A 15,628-nucleotide genomic window follows, 5' to 3' on the forward strand; every position below is an offset into this window, starting at 1 on the left:
ATGATGCAGCCGAAACTGAAATCGAAAGTTCGTTGTACCGATCGTGAGGTGGGGGAAGTCCGCCGGATCGTTATGGATCCGCTCTCCCATGAGATCAGCCACATTGTGGTTGGCGGTGACGGCATGGGGCCGGCCGAACGGCAGGTACCCATCGGTCAAGTGCAGGGTGTCACCGAGGAAGCGGTCACGCTGCGTTTGGCCTCGGCCGACTTTGGGGGGCTCCCACCGTTCAAGCGCGACGAGTATGTGACGACCCACGAGGTGGAAATCGCCCACCTCGAGGAGAAGATCCACGTCACACCCGGTGAGGTGCTGGTTCCGTTCCCTGAGTTGGAGCGGAGCGTCAAGCGTCGGACGTTCTTCGCAAATTTCACCCACGCCATCGGCTTCCTGATCGGATTTCCGTTGGCCTTCCCAGTCCTGAAATATCTGATGAAGCCGATGTATGCGCCCTTCGACAACAGCTGGCTCAAGATCGGCAATGTCGGGAAGATCAAGCAGGACGATGTCGGCATTCAGTATAAGTACAAGCGCAAGGTCAAAGAAGCCTACATGCCCGAACAGGAAATCGACAAAAACGTTTGGGTGCTGAAGGCGACGCCGAAAGTGTTGGAGACCATCTATCAAGGCAAGGACATGGAGTTCCGTGATGCCGCCGGGAAGCACGTCTGGACGAACAAGAAAGATGTCCCGTACGTGGCCTATTCGGGTAAATGCCCCCATCTCGGATGCGGCTTCAAGTGGCGGACCCACAAGACCCTTGGCCAGGTGTTTCTCTGCCCTTGCCATCTGAGCATCTATGACGCGGCAGGCAAAGTGTTGGACGGACCGGCCCCTCGGGCGTTGGATCCGCTCCCGATTCAAGTGACGGCCACCGGCGAAATCGCCATTATCGACATGGAATTCAAAGCGGGCACCAAGGCCCAGGTTCGGATTGTCTAAATGGATACGACCACGCAGCCGACCAATCAGCAGCCTTCAGTCATCGAACAGGTTCTTGCCTTCGTCGACGAACGCGTCGGCCTGAAGACCCTTCAGGCCAAGATGCTCAACGAGCCGGTCCCCGGAGGGTCTCGCTGGGCCTATGTGTTCGGTTCCGTCCTGCTCTTCATCTTCATCATGCAGGCCGTGACGGGCATCCTGTTGATGTTCTACTACGTGCCGACCGCCGACCATGCCTACGCGAGCACCCAATACATCATCCACACCGTCGATTACGGCTGGTTCCTCCTCAGTTACCATTTCTGGGGATCCACCGCGATGGTGGTCTGTGTGTTCGCCCATATGTCGCAGGTGTTCCTATGGGGCGCTTATAAAAAGCCCCGCGAGCTCATCTGGTTGGTAGGTTTGGCCCTGTTTGGGATCGTGATGGGATTTGGTTTCACCGGTTACCTGCTCCCGTGGGACCAGCGTGCCTATTGGGCCACCACGGTCGGCGTCGAGATCATGGACAAGACGCCCGTGCTGGGTGACTTCATGGCTCGCTTCCTCAAGGGCGGTCCGACGCCCGGCCAGATGACCCTCAGCCGATTCTTCGTCATTCACGTCATGGTGCTCCCGGCGGCGCTGATGGGGCTCGCCGGTCTCCACCTCTTCCTGTTCCGCAAAGCCGGTCCTGCCGGGCCGTTCCGCGGCAGCGTGGAGGAGATCAAGGCCAAGACCGACTACTTCTTCCCGCGTCAGATTTGGAAAGACATCGTGGGAATGGTGGTGGTGTTCCTGTCGATCTGCAGCCTTGCGTTCTGGGAGCCGGTCGTTCTGCTTGAAGAAGCCACGCCCGATCCCGGCGACTACCATCCCGAGCCGGAGTGGTACTTCTTGTTCCTGTTCCAATTGCTGCGTTTGAAGGTGTTCGCGGGAGAGTTCGGGCAGTTCCTGGGCGCGATTGCGTTGCCGGGTGTCTTCATGGCGTTGCTGGCAGCCCTGCCGTTCATCGACCGCGATCCCGAAAGAAACATTTTCAAACGGCCTATCGCGCTGATCAGCTGGATCGTCGTGATGTCCAGCATCCTGATTTTCACCGTGGCCGCGATCATCAACCGTGAATTCCTCGAATAGCCGGAGGGTCTGGGGCACATGACGGGTCGAGAAAGCATGTCGTCATTTAAGTTAGGGCTCACCATCTTCTGGAACGCCTGCTGGACGGCCCTGCCGATCAAGATGGGCTTCGCGCTCCTCTTCATGGCGATGGGCACGATGCATCTCGAGAACAAGCTGGCCGTGGCGTTCTTGTTTCTCCTGATCAGTCCGGTCAGCGTCTTTGCGTTCTTTGTGGTGACCGGGGCGTTGGGTTTTCATTTCGGCGAGGGGCTGGGACTGACGTTCCTGCTTCTCATTTCCATCCCGATCGACATTTGGGCAATTGGGTTGGTGTCTCGGACCGCCTTCCTCGAACGGCTGCGTATTGAGCCGCCCGCATCGATCGGTTCAGCCTTGTGGGTCAGGTTTGCCCTGGCTGGGGCGATCTATTTGCCGTTGTTGTGGCTCATCGAGGGGGGCGCGACGGATGTGGCGCGTTCGTTGGCGCACGACATCGTAAACAGCGACATGCTCAAGGCTTTGCCGGTGGCGGAAAAGATCGGTCTTGAGCTCAGCATCTGGGGCACCGTCTCGACGGTAATGTTGGTGATTTTGTGCCTTGTCGGCATGACGATTCTCGGGCGGCTCGTTCAGAGCAAGGTGAATCAAGCCAATGCCCTGAGCGACAGTTACCAAGGTTTGATTACCCGTTGGGATATGGAGCGAGTTCCTGCAGACCAGAGCTTGATGCTGACGGCCTTTACCGGCGTCGGTGCCGTCATGAGCATTCTCTTCTGGGCCGTTCTTCCGGTGTCTACGCCCCATCCCCATGAATGCTGTAAACCGGCCGAAGTGAAGGTGGAGCCGGCCTACGATCTGCAGAAGTCACTCACCAAGGACGAAAAGTCCTTCAAAGATTCCGAAATGAAGATCGCGGCCCTCGAAGCGAAGGCTGCCGAAGAAGAAAAGCAGAAGGATAAGGCGCCGGGCAAAGAGAAGGCAGCTGCCAAGGATAGTGCGCCGAAGGCGGATGCCAAAGCACAACCAGCCCCTGGGGGAAAGCCGGCAGGTAAGTGATATGAAGGTTAAGGACGAGGTGACAACCATGGTGCACCAGGCTCGGGCTCATACGAAACGGTGGAATCAGCTGCTGGGTCGTGTGGCCCTCTTTGCGGGAATCGCGGCAGTCTTCGGGCTGCTGGGAATGCCCGATGCCGGCTACGCGGAAGGTGGAAGCGGGCAGACCGAGTACCGAGACATTCCCGGTATCGGCAGCCGGAATTTGGTCTGGATTGTCGCGCAGCTTCACTTGCTCCTCGCGGGGTTCGTGCTCGGGGTGCCGATTTTCGCCTGGCTGTGCGAAGTCGTGGCCTGGAAGTCCGGTGACAAGCGGTACGACAAGTTGGCTAAGGAGTTCACGAAGCTGTTGACCTCGTCTTATGCGACGACGGCGCTCTTCGGCGGTATCCTATTGTTCCTCCTCGTGGCCTTCTATCCCAAGTTGATGAACTACCTGACGGACATTTTCTTTCCGTCATTCCTGCTCTACTGCATGCTGTTCCTCATCGAAACCGCGACCCTGTACCTCTATTGGTACGGCTGGGATGCGATGGCCGAAGGCGGCAAGAAGAATCTTCACGTGTTCCTGGGTTTCCTGCTGAACGTCTTTGCTTTCTTCATCATGATCGTGCCGAATTCATGGGCGACCTTCCAGGCGAGCCCCGTCGTGATTGCGGAAGGAACCGATTTCCAGCGCGCCTGGGCCGCAACGTGGAATCCGACCTGGTGGCCTGTGAACATTCACCGGATCATCGCCAACGTCGTATTGGGTGGGTATATCTGCGGCGCCTATGCCGGTATTCGCTATCTGTCCGCGAAGACGACCGAAGAGCGTTACCACTACGATTGGATGGGTTACGTCGGCAACTTCATCGGCGTGTTCGGTCTGTTGCCCCTCCCGTTTGCCGGCTACTGGCTGATGCGGGAAATCTATCAATACAACCAGCAGATGGGCATTACGCTCATGGGCGGATTCCTCTCCTGGCTGTTTATCCTGCAGGCCATGCTCATCGGAGTCCTGTTCCTCAGCGCCAACTATTATTTCTGGCTCGGCATTACGCATCGCATCCCAGGATCGGAAGTGCAATATCGCAAGCCGATCATGGCGATGTTGGTCATCCTCCTCCTCTGTCTCGGCGTGTGGATGACGCCGCACTCCCTTGTGGCCAGCTTGGAAGAAGCCCGGAAGATGGGCGGCACGCACCACCCGCTCCTGGGTGTATTCGGAGTTATGTCGGCCAAGATGACGGTGTCCAACCTGATGATTCTCGTGACGTTCATGAGTTTCATCATGTATTGGCGCGCCGGCAAGGAAGATACGGCTGGATGGGCGAAGGCCGCCAAGGCCGTCATGGGCGCCGTACTGGTGCTCGCGGGTATTGCCGTCATTGTGCTCGGTGTGTGGGGATATTTCGTCCCGGCAATCATCCGCATCAACTACTTCTCGACCTCCCAGGTCGGTATCGTCCTGTTCGTGATGTTGACGATTACGCCACTGACGGCATTGCTGTTGAAGAGTGCCAAAACCACCACCGAAATGGTGTGGGGGAAAATGCCGCCGCGCGCGGGCTATTCCTTGGTCCTCAACGCAATCATGGTCATTCTTCTGATGACGTTGATGGGCTATGCACGGTCCTCCTCACGGGTCCACTGGCACATCTACGGTGTCATGCGTGACTCCTCTCCCTATGCCTATTCACCGGCTCTCGGGTACGCTGCCGCGTTCATGGCGCTATGCACGTTCCTGTTTTGTCTGCTGGTGGCCTTCATTTTCTGGGTGGCCACAATGGGAGACAAGGCCAAGGCGGCGGCAGGCGGGCAGGCGACCAAGGGTGCGGTGCCGCAGGGTGCGTTGCCGCAAATGGCCGGTGGATCACCAGACAATCCGTCCCAGGGATGATGACGGTCGCACGGTGATGAATTACTAGTTCTGAGTTGGAAAACTCACAACTATACACTCAATAGTCGGGGACTCTATGAGCGAAGTCGTTAAACTGCAGCTAATCGGTCTCTGTGTGATCGGCCTCGGAACGGTCATTCTGCTGTTCGTCAAGGCGCAATTCCTTCGGGTGATCGGCTTCGTAGCCATTGTCCTGGGACTCTTCTCCCTGGTGGCTCTCGCGGTGCCTCAGATGGCCTCGCTGCCTCCCGCGGAGGAAAGCATCAACATCGCCGACATCAAGACGCCGACCGACATGGCTTCGATCGGACAGAAAATTTTCTTCAGCAAGGGCCAATGCGCGCTCTGTCATTCCATCGGACCGAGCGAATCGGCGCGCTGTCCTGATTTGAAGGGCATCGGATCCAAGTTGTCGCGCGAGTTCCTCTTCGAGAGTTTGACTGAACCACAGGCGTACATTTACCTGGACTATCGTCACGAAGGCGCGCCGAAGGAATATCCGGCCCGGATGCCGTACATCAATAAGAACCCGATCGGGTTGTCGAGAAACGAAATTCTGTCGGTCATCGCATTCCTCCAGCAGATGAGCGGTGAGCCGATCAGCGTGAATCCGTCGGACCTGGAAATGCCGGGAGCGACTCCGGTGAAGGCTGCTGACGCCGGTATGGTATCAGTGGCGCAGGCCCGTTAGTCGATCCTGGGAGACGTGTAGGAGGCGATATGGGTGGCGTACTTGTCAGACCGGTAATCCTGACGGTCATTGTCTATCTGTTTTTGAAGTTTGTCGTTCCGAATCTGCCGCACTCCGCGCCGTTGCCCTCGAGCCTGATTTTTGTATACCTCATGCTCACGCTTACCGGCGTGGTAATTTTCGCCACCCTGAGCGGCGCGTCGAAGGACGCCTTCTTCGGTCCGATTTTCCGCTTTCTGTCGGGCGAAGCGGGCGCGGCCATGCAAGCGCCTCGCTATTTGGTGCTGGCCTTGTTCCCCCTCCTGATCGGATGGCAGACCTACGGCAGCACGGCACCGAGCGATGCGCCTCCGGCCGAAAACCGCACCATTCACCCGGCACCTCCGGGCGAATACAGCGGTTTGTCGAATCCCGTGCCGAAAACGCCGGAAAACATCATGTACGGCAAGGGTCTGTATGCGTCACGCTGCGCCCCTTGCCACGGGAATTTTGACGGCAAAGGCTTTGCGGCTGCAGGGTTCAATCCTCCTCCGGCCAATTTTAAGGATCCGACGACGATCGCGATGTTGCAGGAGAGCTTCCTCTTCTGGCGCATCAAGAAGGGCGGCGTTGGTCTGCCGGTGGAAGGCATGCCGTGGAAGTCTGCGATGCCGCGCTGGGAATTGGAAATGTCCGACGAGGACATTTGGAAAGTGATCATGGGTGAGTATGACGGCGCCGGTCAGAAGCCCCGTACCTGGGACGAAACCGAGTAGGCAGCCGTTCATCGGCACCGCGTCGCGTAATTAAGGGGAACGTATGGCACGAGCGAGGAGAAGGGGACAGCGATCGATAATGGGGGTACTGGCCCTCGTCGGGCTGGGCCTGGTATGGGGAACCATGCCTGCGCACAGTCAGGAGAGCGTGGCTGTGCGGGCCAATCTCGTCAAGGGCAGTTTGCCGACCGACGACCCAACGGCTGCGGCGTGGGCAACGGCGCAGCCGGCGGAATTCCCGATGTCCCCCCAGGTACATTGGCCGGTGCGAATTACTGAAGTGACGGCGAAGACCGTCAAGGTGCGCGGATTACACGACGGCAAGAACGTCGCGATCATGGTGGAGTATTCCGATCCAACGGAAGATCCGGACGACGCCGCCGCGCTTGAATTCATGGTCGGTGACACGAAGGCCCACTTCGCCCACGGCCAACCGATGTTTCAGGTCGAAGGTGGCCCGGTCAATATCTGGTACTGGAAGAACAAGGATGGGAAAGGTGTCGACATGTCCGCGAAGGGCTTCGGCACCTTGAAACCCCAATCCCATCAAGATGTGAACGCCAAAGGCGTCTATCAGTCCGGCACGTGGAAAGTGGTGTTCTCACGTCCGCTGGCCACGGAGCATCCGACTGAGGACACCCAGATCAAGCCCGGAGACTTCATCAGCATCGCCTTTGCGGTGTGGGACGGCAAGAAACTCGAAAGCGGGCAGCCCAAGGAAAAGGGCTCGGAAAAGGCGATCTCCTCGTGGTGGTACTTCCGTGCGGAACCGCCACCCGACTATTCACCGTACATCTACGCCCTGCTTGCAGTGGCATTGGCGGTAGGTTTCGAGTTAGTCCTCGTGAGACGACTAAAGAAAGGGTAGCGAGCATGAGGGCGTGGGGACGGATACGCGTTGCAGGAACGGTAGCGGGACTCATCGGTCTCTTCGGTGTGATCGGCGCGGGTTGCTCGATGTTCCAGAACGAGCAATCGGCAAAGGGGCAAAAGCTCTATGCCCACTATTGCATGCACTGTCACGGCGAGCACGGACGGCAGAATGAGGGCTTCAACTGGTCCTCCATGACCGACCCGAAACCGAAGGATCTGTCCAACAAATCGGAAATGGGGACCTTCAAAGACGAGGATATCTTCAACACGATTTCCCGTGACATGAAGGACACCAGCCCAAACGGCGACAAGATCGGCGACGACGAGTTCGCGGTGCCGACCATGCCGACGTTCAAATATACCCTCTCGGAAGAAGAAATCTGGGCGATCGTGGGCTATGTCCGAAGCCTGCATGGCATGAAGCTGGAGTTTAAGGTCGACGGCCGAAAGAAGGAATTGGAAGAGGCCAACAAGGCCGCTGAGCAAAAATTTGAAGAAGCCAAGCGCGTGGCAGAGGAAGCCGAAAAGAAGGCCACCGAGGAAGCCGAGAAAAAGAACGTCGACGTCGACGACAATGCCTTTGCCAAAGAAGTCGCGGTAATGGGCCAAGCCAAGAAGGCAGCGGACGCCGCGGCGGAAAACCTGAAGAACTTTACGACTCGCCCCGGCAAAGGCGTGAACATCACCAGACCGGACCTCACGATGAAGGCGGATGCCGAAAACAAATTGGCGGAAGTCGGCAAGCGGCTGTATGTGAACAAGTATGGCTGCAACGGTTGCCACAAGATCGGCGACGAAGGCGGCAAGGTCGGTCCCGCATTGGACCGCGCCGGGTTCCGTTTGAATCCGACGTGGGTCTATCGCTGGTTGCGGAATCCTCAAGCCATGAAGCCAGACACCCGGATGCCCGCGCTGGGATTCACGGACGCGGATGCCAAGGCCGTGAGCTTGTACCTCAAGACCTTGCGCGCACCGAAGCCAGACAAGCCCATCGATAAGGTCGAGACAGAAGGCTAACCGACGGCGGCAATACTGCCGAGCCACAGTCCAACTAGGATGGCGGCGCCGGCATAAATGTGTTGATAGAACATCGCAAAGGCCTCTGGCGGAGTCAGAGGCCTTTGCAGTTTCTGGAGCTGTAGGGCGAAGATACCCGCCGAAACGAGCAGCAGCGCGTAATACGTGTAGCCCAACCCACTCACGAGCCCGGCGAACACGAGGCATCCCAGCATTCCGGTCAGACAAAGGGCCACCGCCATCGGCACGTGATTCCCGAACCACAGGGCCGAGGATTTCACTCCGACGCGACGGTCATCGTCCCGATCCTGGAGCGCGTAGATCGTATCGTACGCCACCGCCCAGCAAACGGTGGCGCCGAATAGGAGCCACGCCGGCAACTCGACGGTGTCGCGTGAGGCGGCCCAGGCCATAATCGCCCCCCATCCGAAGGCGACGCCGAGCATGGCTTGGGGCAAGTGAATCCAGCGCTTCATGAGCGGATAACAGGCGGCGAGCGCGACGGCGATCGGGCTGAGCCAGATCGTGAGAGGATTGAGCCGTAGGACCAGGCCGCCGGCGATGACGAGTAGCACTGCGGCAATGATCAGGGCCTGGCGAACGGACAGCCGCCCGGAGGCGAGGGGACGTGTCAGCGTTCTAGAGACCTGGCGGTCGAAGTTGCGATCGGCGAGATCGTTGAACACGACTCCAAGACTGCGCATGACGAATGCGCCGGCGACAAAAGTCGAGACCAGCGAAACCGGTGGAAGCCCCTGGTTGGCCAGCACGAGGCTCCAGAGGCTGGGCAACAGTAAGAGCCAGGTGCCGGACTGATTGCGAAGCCGGATCAGGTCTGCGGCGGCGGACCAGGTGAACGGTGGGTCGGGCCGATCGGCCGAAGAATGGTTGCTGGTCACCGCAGGGACGATAACGGAGGGCCTGCGTCCTGTCAACGGCGCGAGAGCAGGATCGGTTGTTCGGGCCTTGGGGATTGGGTATAAGGAACTATCGTGCCGTATCATCTTATGGATCAGCAAAGCGGGAGAAGGCGGAAGGCCTTCGGTAAGGCGGCCGTGGCGGCAGTGCTGTGCATCGCGCTGTCGGGGTGCCAGTTCTTCTCTCAACGTAGCGGCCTGTCGACGAACTACAATCTCCCACTGACGGTTCAGCTTCGTCTTGATGCCAGCATCGTCGCGGCCGAAATCCAATATCGCGATGCCTGCGGAAAAACCGTCAGCTTGCCCATCCATCCGCAACTGGAACAAGCCATTGAGAAACGGATGAAGCGAGTTTTTCAGAAGGTCTTGCCGGTCAATGACTTACAGTCGACCTCGGACGGGAGGGTGGATGCCGCGCTGGGCCCTCATCAGATCGATCTCTTCGTGCCACGAAAGAGCAACAAATCCTATCCGGCCACTGCCACATTGGGAGTCGAGTTTTCCTATACTGACCAACAGGGCAATCTCCTGCACAGTAAACGATTGCAGGCTTCTGCCACCGGCGAAGCAGAGGCGAAGGCTGATACCTGCGATGTGACTGGAGTCGGTCCAGCGGTCCAGGAGGCTATTGAGAAGTTGGCCGAGGGCATGGCCGAACAGCTTGGCACCGCGTCGAAGGTACGCGAAGTGGCGCAGCTGAAGAAAAGCGGCAGCGCGCCGGTTGCGACGCCGATCACGCCCATGGAATCCGCTATGCCTCACGCAGCAGGGGCCGCGACCGCACCGTCGGTCTCGGTCGTTCCGGTGGAGCCCCCATCGGCGCCGGTGCCTGCGTCTGCCCCCGTCCCCACTCCGTCTCAGCCGGCGGAGCTGCAGGCCGGACCCACCAAGCTCTCGTTCCGGACGATCCTCCGTGATGAGAGTCGCAACCAGATTCTGGAGCAGGCGGAGCCCTTCACCGTCGAATTTGAGGTGAAGAATGAGGGCACGGTGGCGGCGCAGGCGGTGGAAATCGTGCTGGCCGGGCATCCGGCGATCGTGGGCGAACTGAAACCGACGGTCGTGGTCGGAGTGATCGAGCCTGGTCAGGTTCGCCGGGTTGCGGTCGAAGGCAAGTTGGGTCAGGTGTCGGGGGCAGAGCAAGGCGAATTGATCTGCACGCTGCGGGCTGCCGCAGGGGTCGAACTTCCGGCTCCCAAACGATTCGTGGTGGCTATCAGTCCGGAACGTGCCGACGAGGTGGAAGTCCTATCGGTTGACGTGGATCAATTGCCGAAGACGCCTGGAAAGTTGAAACAGCCCAATGCCGTGGGGATCGCCATCGGTGTCGGCAGTTTTCGTGATCCCGCCATGCCGGCCGTAAAGTTTGCCGCGCGTGACGCGGAGGTCGTGGGCCAGTACTTCCATTCTGTCCTGGGAATTCCCCTGCCGAGGGTCAAGGTCGTCACGGACAGCCACGGTCTGAAAGACGATCTCGCTGAGGTTTTCGAACGGTGGCTTCCGAAGCAGGGCGGGCCGCCGACCATCGCCTATGTCTATGTGTCTGGGCGGGCTGTGGTCGACGCGACCTCCGGGGCGGTGTCGATCATTCCCTACGATGGGTCGCTCGTCTCCACAGGGCGTATGTTTTCCCTCGCCCGTGTGCAGCGGGCACTGGCCCATACCTCGGTCAAGAAAGTCGTCTTGTTCTTGGATCTCTCCCTGGATCCCTCGCCGGGTGCCGACTCATCCAAACCGACCCAGCCGGTCTGGGAAGAGTCAGATGGCCAGCAAGCGGTGATGTGGATGGTGGGAAATCCTATCCTGCAGGAAGCGCACGCCCATCAGCAAGGCCAGCACGGACTCTTTACCTACTTTCTCCTGAAGGGATTACGGGGCGCTGCCGATCTGGACAAGAATGGAACGGTCCTTACGGGGGAACTTTGCAGTTACGTGCATGGACAGGTCACCTCGGCGGCGAGAAATCAGTTCCACAATTCACAGGAACCACTGTGTCGACCAGGCAATGGAGAATTCTCGCCGATACGAGGGCTGCCGTTGAGCAAGCTGAAATAAGCCGAACGCCTCGTACAAACCTGCGTGAGCATTGACAGGTCTTTCCTTGCCTCAGTAATATGGCGTTTCTGTTCTCGTTTCTCGGTCTCGCCAAGCCGGCGTAGCTCAGTTGGCAGAGCAGCGGTTTCGTAAACCGCAGGTCGCTGGTTCGATTCCAGTCGCCGGCTCCATGCACCAAATCCAAAACCAGAGCGGATGCGATGGTTCTGGGCGACGGGTGGAAGTCCTTCCGCCTATCTGCTTCGCTACCAGCGTCTCTTCGCTTCCAGCAGTCCCTGTCGGGCTTTCTCGGTAATTCGCCTCGAGTCTCGGAAGTCACGTTCTCACTCCATGCGCCGTGCGCTTCGCTCAACTTGCATGCCGAGGCGGTCAGCTGCGACTGCAAGAACAGGCCAGGGAAAGAAACGATCATTCGGCAAGGTACTAAAGCTTGGCGATACCGAAGATCCACACAGAAATGAGGAAGATGAAGGCAAGAAGCGCCAGCCATCTGAACAGACGTTCCGTCGGGCGCTCCGGTTGTGGGTAGGTTTGGGGCATGGGTGAGTGATTTCTCAGTTGTAGCGTGATTGCTACCAGGTGCGGCCGAAGTTAGGACCTGTCCGGAACCCTAGTTTCTTCCAAGAATCATTCGAGGCAGGTGTGGCGAGGTGCGAGTGTGCGCTGTCGAACTCCCGGACGGAGTAGTCAATCAGTTGCTTGTTTCAGGCCGGGTCTCGTACGACCACTCGTGCGAATACGCGCATCGCGCACGGTGCACAGCCGCCCACAGCAGGTCGTACCGGATTGAACTCACAAACTCATGGCGCTGAAAAGGCGCAATGCCACGGGGTTGTGTGGTGTTGAGGAAAATGGAGCAGGGGATCGAACTTTGCTATGACCAAGACGGTAACGGGTCAAACTGTAACGGAGACGGCTTTTCCGCAGAGAGGCCGCAATGCGAGATGGTTGATGTCTTCTCCGAAAGGAGGGCGAGATGAAGCCCTTGGCAACAATCATGGTTACCCTGATTGCCCCCAGCGTCCTCCAGGTCAGTGGGATCGTCGGGGAGCCCGCAGGCTGGGGCCAATCGCGCCCTGATTCCGTGGTATTGCAGACTATTACTGGGGAGGTGTCCTCCGTTGTGGGGGAGTTTCATATGGCGAAAAATTCCGACGGCCGCGACACCCTTGAGATTTTCGACCGGTCCTATTTCGTGAGGAACCAAGCCGGTGAGACCATTCGGCTGGAACTCACCGACCATACGAGAGTCGAGCGCCGGGTCAATCCGGGAGACAGGATAGAAGCCACAATGTCCCGGGAGGGTTATGCGCTGTCGGTAATTCGGGTCGAGTAGGGCCGGGACGAGGCCATGCTGATGTCATCGCGCGAAGCAGGCCGGTGGTTGTACCTCAAGCGAGAGACCTCGCAGTGCTCCTCCGATCCCAAGCCGCTTGGGTGGATCGAGATCAGAGAAGCGCTGCCTGTGCCTGTAGATCGAAGGCGTCGACCTCAGATTTTCGTTACTTGTTTTCTTCCCAGGATGGATCGGTGACGAAGGCGGTCTGCCTCAACAGCGGATGTTCCGCCATAGCGGCTCGGATCGCTTCCAACATCGAGAGCGGGGTCGCGTGCTCGGACGGAATCAATGTGCTGTATTTCTCCTGGAGCAGCCGGAAAAACGCCGGTTGATCTTGTTCTTGGATCCCGAGCAGCGTGGCCAACGCGGCCAAGTGTTCGCCCTGTCCCTGGGCCATTTCCTGCTCCAGACTCTTGAAGGATCCGGAGGTGAGACTCACGTGCTTGCTTTTCATCACGACGCCATCATTCGTGCAGCCTGAGGTGCCGGAAGAAATCCCGAACGTTTGGCTGCCGAACGTGGCGTTGGTGGTGGCCATCATGACTTGAGGGGCGATCTGCTTGGGCCCGCTGTAATCCATCCAGGCCAACTTCCCTAGTCCACAGCCAGGGCCATTGTCGGGGTTGCCCCCGGCCTGCGTGTCGACGGCGTAGGCGACCAAGATGCTGCCTATGACGATCGCTGCCGCTATGTGATGTCGGCTCATAGTGACGAGTCCTCCAAGGTTTGGGGTGTATGTGCTCAGAGTACCGCAAGTGAGTCAGAGGTCAATCAAACAGTGCAATCGATGGGGGCACTGGGAATATCGGGGCTACAAGGCCATTGGGACAAGGCTACCTCTTGTCTCGGCAATATGAGTGCTGTGGGGGGCGGGCATTGTCCGCCCGCCTTCCTGCATTCGACCCTCTTTCCCGGATGGTCAGGGCGCATCCGCAGAACCACAGGATCTCACTTGTAGACCGGGATATATTTCGAGTATCCTTGCGCGGTTGTCGAGATCGCAATTGGGCGCCGCGGCGGGCTCTCCACGTCCCCTCGTCGCTGCATGCGGGTGCTCGACGCGCAATGTCGATCCGGTTCGCGTGGAGTTGGGCGTGATTCTTCGAATTGCCCCACTGTACCGGTCATCGTCCCTTCTGCTGCTCAACACGATCGTTGGGTTGCTCCTGCTCAATTGTCTCCTCGCTGGTCTGTTTTGGCTCATCGACGTTTTTGGCGACCCTGCTCGCTCGGCGGAAGCCACAACGCACAAGGCAAGTGGTCCCTTTTTCAATGCCGATGGATCTCCCATCGACAACGGCAAGCGCTCGTCGTATCAATTGGAATGGTTTGATTTCAACGGCTATGGACTCGATGATCAGCAATATGCGTCGGAGGTGCTGGATGAGTTCTATGAACTCGCCCTCGAAGGGATGGCGTATCAGCCCTGGGTGCTGTTCTCTGAGCCGCCGTTTCAGGGCAAACGTGTGAGGGTTGAGGTTGATACACAAGGGTTCCCGCACCGGCGTACGGTCAATCCCGAGAATTCGGCAGGGTTGCCGGAAGTCACGATCCTGGCCTTGGGAGGAAGCACGACCTTCGGCTATAACGTGTCGGACGAACAGACGTGGCCGAGCTATTTGGCCGCGCTGCTCAATGAGCGGGCGAGAGCATTGAACCTGGCCGTTCACGTCTCCGTACTGAACTACGGCAGGGGCTACTACTATCCGAGCCAGGAAACCGTGCTGCTGGTCGATCTCATTCGTGCGGGGCACCGTCCGAGCGCGGTGCTGTTCTTGGATGGAGTCAACTGGGGGGAGAGCGGTGACGTCCCCAATTTATATCGTCGGGCGGAACAACAGTTCCATCGATTGCAGTTTGCCGAGGGGGTCGACTGGCCCCAGGTAGTCGGGTCCATGACTGACAATATCCCCATGGTCCGGCTCGCGCACGCCATTGCACGCCGAGTGTCGCTTGCGGGGCAGCGGAGCGTGGCGCAACAGGTTGCGGCGGCGGGGGAGATCAGCGTCGACCATATCGTGAATAGCTTCAGTCAGAACCGCGTTCTCGCCACCGCCATCTGCCGATCCTACGGCATCGAACCGTATTTTTTCCTTCAACCCCATGCCCTGTATAACTACACCCCCGGTCTCTATCGGAGACCACTGACGCACGATGCCACCGTCTGGGCCGGACAAGTGCAGCGGGTCTATCCACGGCTGGAGGCGGAATCCGGATTCATCAATCTCAGCGGCCTCTTCAAACGATGGGGACAGGACAAGAAGGCCATCATTGATGAACTTCATTACAATCCCGCCTTCCACCGATTCCTTGCCCAACAGATCGCCGATCATATCGATCTGAAGAGCATGAAGCCTCGGTCGGTTCCCCTGGACCAGCAGGCCGCTACGGGCTTGCCCCGAGAGTTGATTCAAACCAATTGAGTCCGGCCCTTATCACCGCGGATGGGACCGCGATCAGACAAATGGTGATGGGATACGGAGTCGGATCACCCCACTCAGGAGCAGTGGCCTGTCTTTCCCGTCCCGCTCGACTTCCCAGGCTTTCTTGTCGCTACCGGTCCACTGTGCTAGGATTTGGATCGCTGGCTCACACCTATAGGCCGGTGTTTTTCCGTCAGGCTGAGTCCGTTCATGTCGCGAATCTGGCAACCGTTGAGACATTGTCGCATTCTCCTGGTCTTGCTCATCTGGATCCTTGCCGGCACACTGGCTTGGTTCGACCTCCTCGATCTCCAAGATGATCTGGTTCGGCCGGTGGCTGAACGGCAGCAAGTCATGGAAGCAGAGTCCGACGAGCTGCGAGGGACCGCCGTGCTGGCGATCACGATTGTAGACTCCCTGATCGAGACTCCCTTGCCCTCCCAAGCCGCACCTGCCTTTGCTCGGGCCGCCGCCTGGGAAGATGCGCAGGCCCACGCCAGACTCCGGCACGCCAGGCTCTCCGTCTATCGACTCTAGATCATCCGCACGCGAAAGCCCAGTCACGCCCTCGACTCGA

14 protein-coding genes and 1 tRNA gene are annotated in these 15,628 nt (G+C 58.7%); 13 read left to right on the plus strand and 2 right to left on the minus strand.

Features of this window, described 5'->3' with window-relative positions; genetic code table 11:
- The 8 genes from KF814_10725 to KF814_10760 all read left to right on the plus strand — a co-directional run bounded on the left by KF814_10725 (position 1) and on the right by KF814_10760 (position 8,314).
- On the plus strand, positions 1–942 hold the full coding sequence (locus tag KF814_10725) for a ubiquinol-cytochrome c reductase iron-sulfur subunit (GenBank protein ID MBX3236619.1): 942 nt from the start codon (positions 1–3) through the stop codon (positions 940–942).
- A complete protein-coding gene (locus KF814_10730; protein ID MBX3236620.1) occupies positions 943–2,058 on the plus strand; it encodes a cytochrome bc complex cytochrome b subunit in 1,116 nt (371 codons plus the stop codon).
- A 36-nt stretch (positions 2,059–2,094) separates the two neighbouring features.
- Positions 2,095–3,096: a hypothetical protein gene (locus tag KF814_10735; GenBank protein MBX3236621.1), complete on the plus strand. Its 1,002-nt coding sequence runs from the start codon at positions 2,095–2,097 to the stop codon at positions 3,094–3,096.
- A 28-nt stretch (positions 3,097–3,124) separates the two neighbouring features.
- Positions 3,125–4,978, plus strand: a complete 1,854-nt coding sequence (locus KF814_10740; protein MBX3236622.1) for a cytochrome ubiquinol oxidase subunit I — start codon at positions 3,125–3,127, stop codon at positions 4,976–4,978.
- A 76-nt stretch (positions 4,979–5,054) separates the two neighbouring features.
- Positions 5,055–5,669, plus strand: coding sequence for a cytochrome c (locus tag KF814_10745; protein MBX3236623.1), 615 nt, complete (start codon positions 5,055–5,057; stop codon positions 5,667–5,669).
- 29 nt (positions 5,670–5,698) lie between these two features.
- The gene (locus tag KF814_10750; GenBank protein ID MBX3236624.1) at positions 5,699–6,424 is read left to right on the plus strand and encodes a cytochrome c; all 726 of its coding nucleotides are present in this window, start codon (positions 5,699–5,701) and stop codon (positions 6,422–6,424) included.
- Between the two features lie 79 nt (positions 6,425–6,503).
- Entirely contained in the window at positions 6,504–7,292 is a 789-nt protein-coding gene (locus KF814_10755; GenBank protein MBX3236625.1) for a hypothetical protein, read from the plus strand.
- 5 nt (positions 7,293–7,297) lie between these two features.
- The gene (locus tag KF814_10760) at positions 7,298–8,314 is read left to right on the plus strand and encodes a cytochrome c (protein MBX3236626.1); all 1,017 of its coding nucleotides are present in this window, start codon (positions 7,298–7,300) and stop codon (positions 8,312–8,314) included.
- Here the strand turns inward: KF814_10760 and ubiA are convergent.
- Positions 8,311–9,213 carry a 4-hydroxybenzoate octaprenyltransferase gene (ubiA, locus tag KF814_10765; protein MBX3236627.1) on the minus strand — a complete coding sequence of 301 codons (903 nt, stop codon included), beginning with the start codon at positions 9,211–9,213 and terminating at the stop codon, positions 8,311–8,313. The two genes, KF814_10760 and ubiA, sit on opposite strands and share 4 nt — an antisense overlap.
- 93 nt (positions 9,214–9,306) lie before the next feature.
- Here ubiA and KF814_10770 point away from each other — a divergent pair, with 93 nt between their 5' ends.
- The 3 genes from KF814_10770 (at position 9,307) to KF814_10780 (ending at position 12,625) form a co-directional block, all read left to right on the plus strand.
- Complete coding sequence (locus KF814_10770; GenBank protein MBX3236628.1) at positions 9,307–11,289, plus strand: hypothetical protein; 1,983 nt, start codon at positions 9,307–9,309, stop codon at positions 11,287–11,289.
- A gap of 94 nt (positions 11,290–11,383) precedes the next feature.
- Positions 11,384–11,459, plus strand: a tRNA-Thr gene (locus tag KF814_10775).
- 806 nt (positions 11,460–12,265) lie between these two features.
- Positions 12,266–12,625 carry a hypothetical protein gene (locus tag KF814_10780; GenBank protein MBX3236629.1) on the plus strand — a complete coding sequence of 120 codons (360 nt, stop codon included), beginning with the start codon at positions 12,266–12,268 and terminating at the stop codon, positions 12,623–12,625.
- Between the two features lie 166 nt (positions 12,626–12,791).
- On the opposite strand, the gene KF814_10785 is transcribed toward KF814_10780, so the two are convergent.
- Positions 12,792–13,334 carry a DUF3015 domain-containing protein gene (locus KF814_10785; protein ID MBX3236630.1) on the minus strand — a complete coding sequence of 181 codons (543 nt, stop codon included), beginning with the start codon at positions 13,332–13,334 and terminating at the stop codon, positions 12,792–12,794.
- Positions 13,335–13,722: 388 nt separating this feature from the next.
- Between KF814_10785 and KF814_10790 the strand changes: the two genes are divergently transcribed.
- Together KF814_10790 and KF814_10795 are read left to right on the plus strand one after the other, a co-directional pair.
- Positions 13,723–15,051 carry an SGNH/GDSL hydrolase family protein gene (locus KF814_10790; protein ID MBX3236631.1) on the plus strand — a complete coding sequence of 443 codons (1,329 nt, stop codon included), beginning with the start codon at positions 13,723–13,725 and terminating at the stop codon, positions 15,049–15,051.
- A 210-nt stretch (positions 15,052–15,261) separates the two neighbouring features.
- A complete protein-coding gene (locus KF814_10795) occupies positions 15,262–15,588 on the plus strand; it encodes a hypothetical protein (protein MBX3236632.1) in 327 nt (108 codons plus the stop codon).
- Positions 15,589–15,628 lie beyond the last annotated feature (40 nt).

Source organism: Nitrospiraceae bacterium, assembly GCA_019637075.1.
GTDB lineage: Bacteria > Nitrospirota > Nitrospiria > Nitrospirales > Nitrospiraceae > JAHBWI01.

Excerpts from the sequence above, each read along its gene's own strand:
- KF814_10780 (MBX3236629.1), top strand. The coding sequence starts at position 12,266 with ATGAAGCCCTTGGCAACAATCATGGTTACCCTGATTGCCCCCAGCGTC.
- KF814_10750 (MBX3236624.1), top strand. The coding sequence starts at position 5,699 with ATGGGTGGCGTACTTGTCAGACCGGTAATCCTGACGGTCATTGTCTAT.
- KF814_10725 (MBX3236619.1), top strand. The coding sequence starts at position 1 with ATGATGCAGCCGAAACTGAAATCGAAAGTTCGTTGTACCGATCGTGAG.
- KF814_10730 (MBX3236620.1), top strand. The coding sequence starts at position 943 with ATGGATACGACCACGCAGCCGACCAATCAGCAGCCTTCAGTCATCGAA.
- KF814_10755 (MBX3236625.1), top strand. The coding sequence starts at position 6,504 with ATGGGGGTACTGGCCCTCGTCGGGCTGGGCCTGGTATGGGGAACCATG.
- KF814_10795 (MBX3236632.1), top strand. The coding sequence starts at position 15,262 with ATGTCGCGAATCTGGCAACCGTTGAGACATTGTCGCATTCTCCTGGTC.
- KF814_10745 (MBX3236623.1), top strand. The coding sequence starts at position 5,055 with ATGAGCGAAGTCGTTAAACTGCAGCTAATCGGTCTCTGTGTGATCGGC.
- KF814_10740 (MBX3236622.1), top strand. The coding sequence starts at position 3,125 with ATGGTGCACCAGGCTCGGGCTCATACGAAACGGTGGAATCAGCTGCTG.
- KF814_10785 (MBX3236630.1), bottom strand. The coding sequence starts at position 13,334 with ATGAGCCGACATCACATAGCGGCAGCGATCGTCATAGGCAGCATCTTG.
- KF814_10760 (MBX3236626.1), top strand. The coding sequence starts at position 7,298 with ATGAGGGCGTGGGGACGGATACGCGTTGCAGGAACGGTAGCGGGACTC.
- KF814_10735 (MBX3236621.1), top strand. The coding sequence starts at position 2,095 with ATGTCGTCATTTAAGTTAGGGCTCACCATCTTCTGGAACGCCTGCTGG.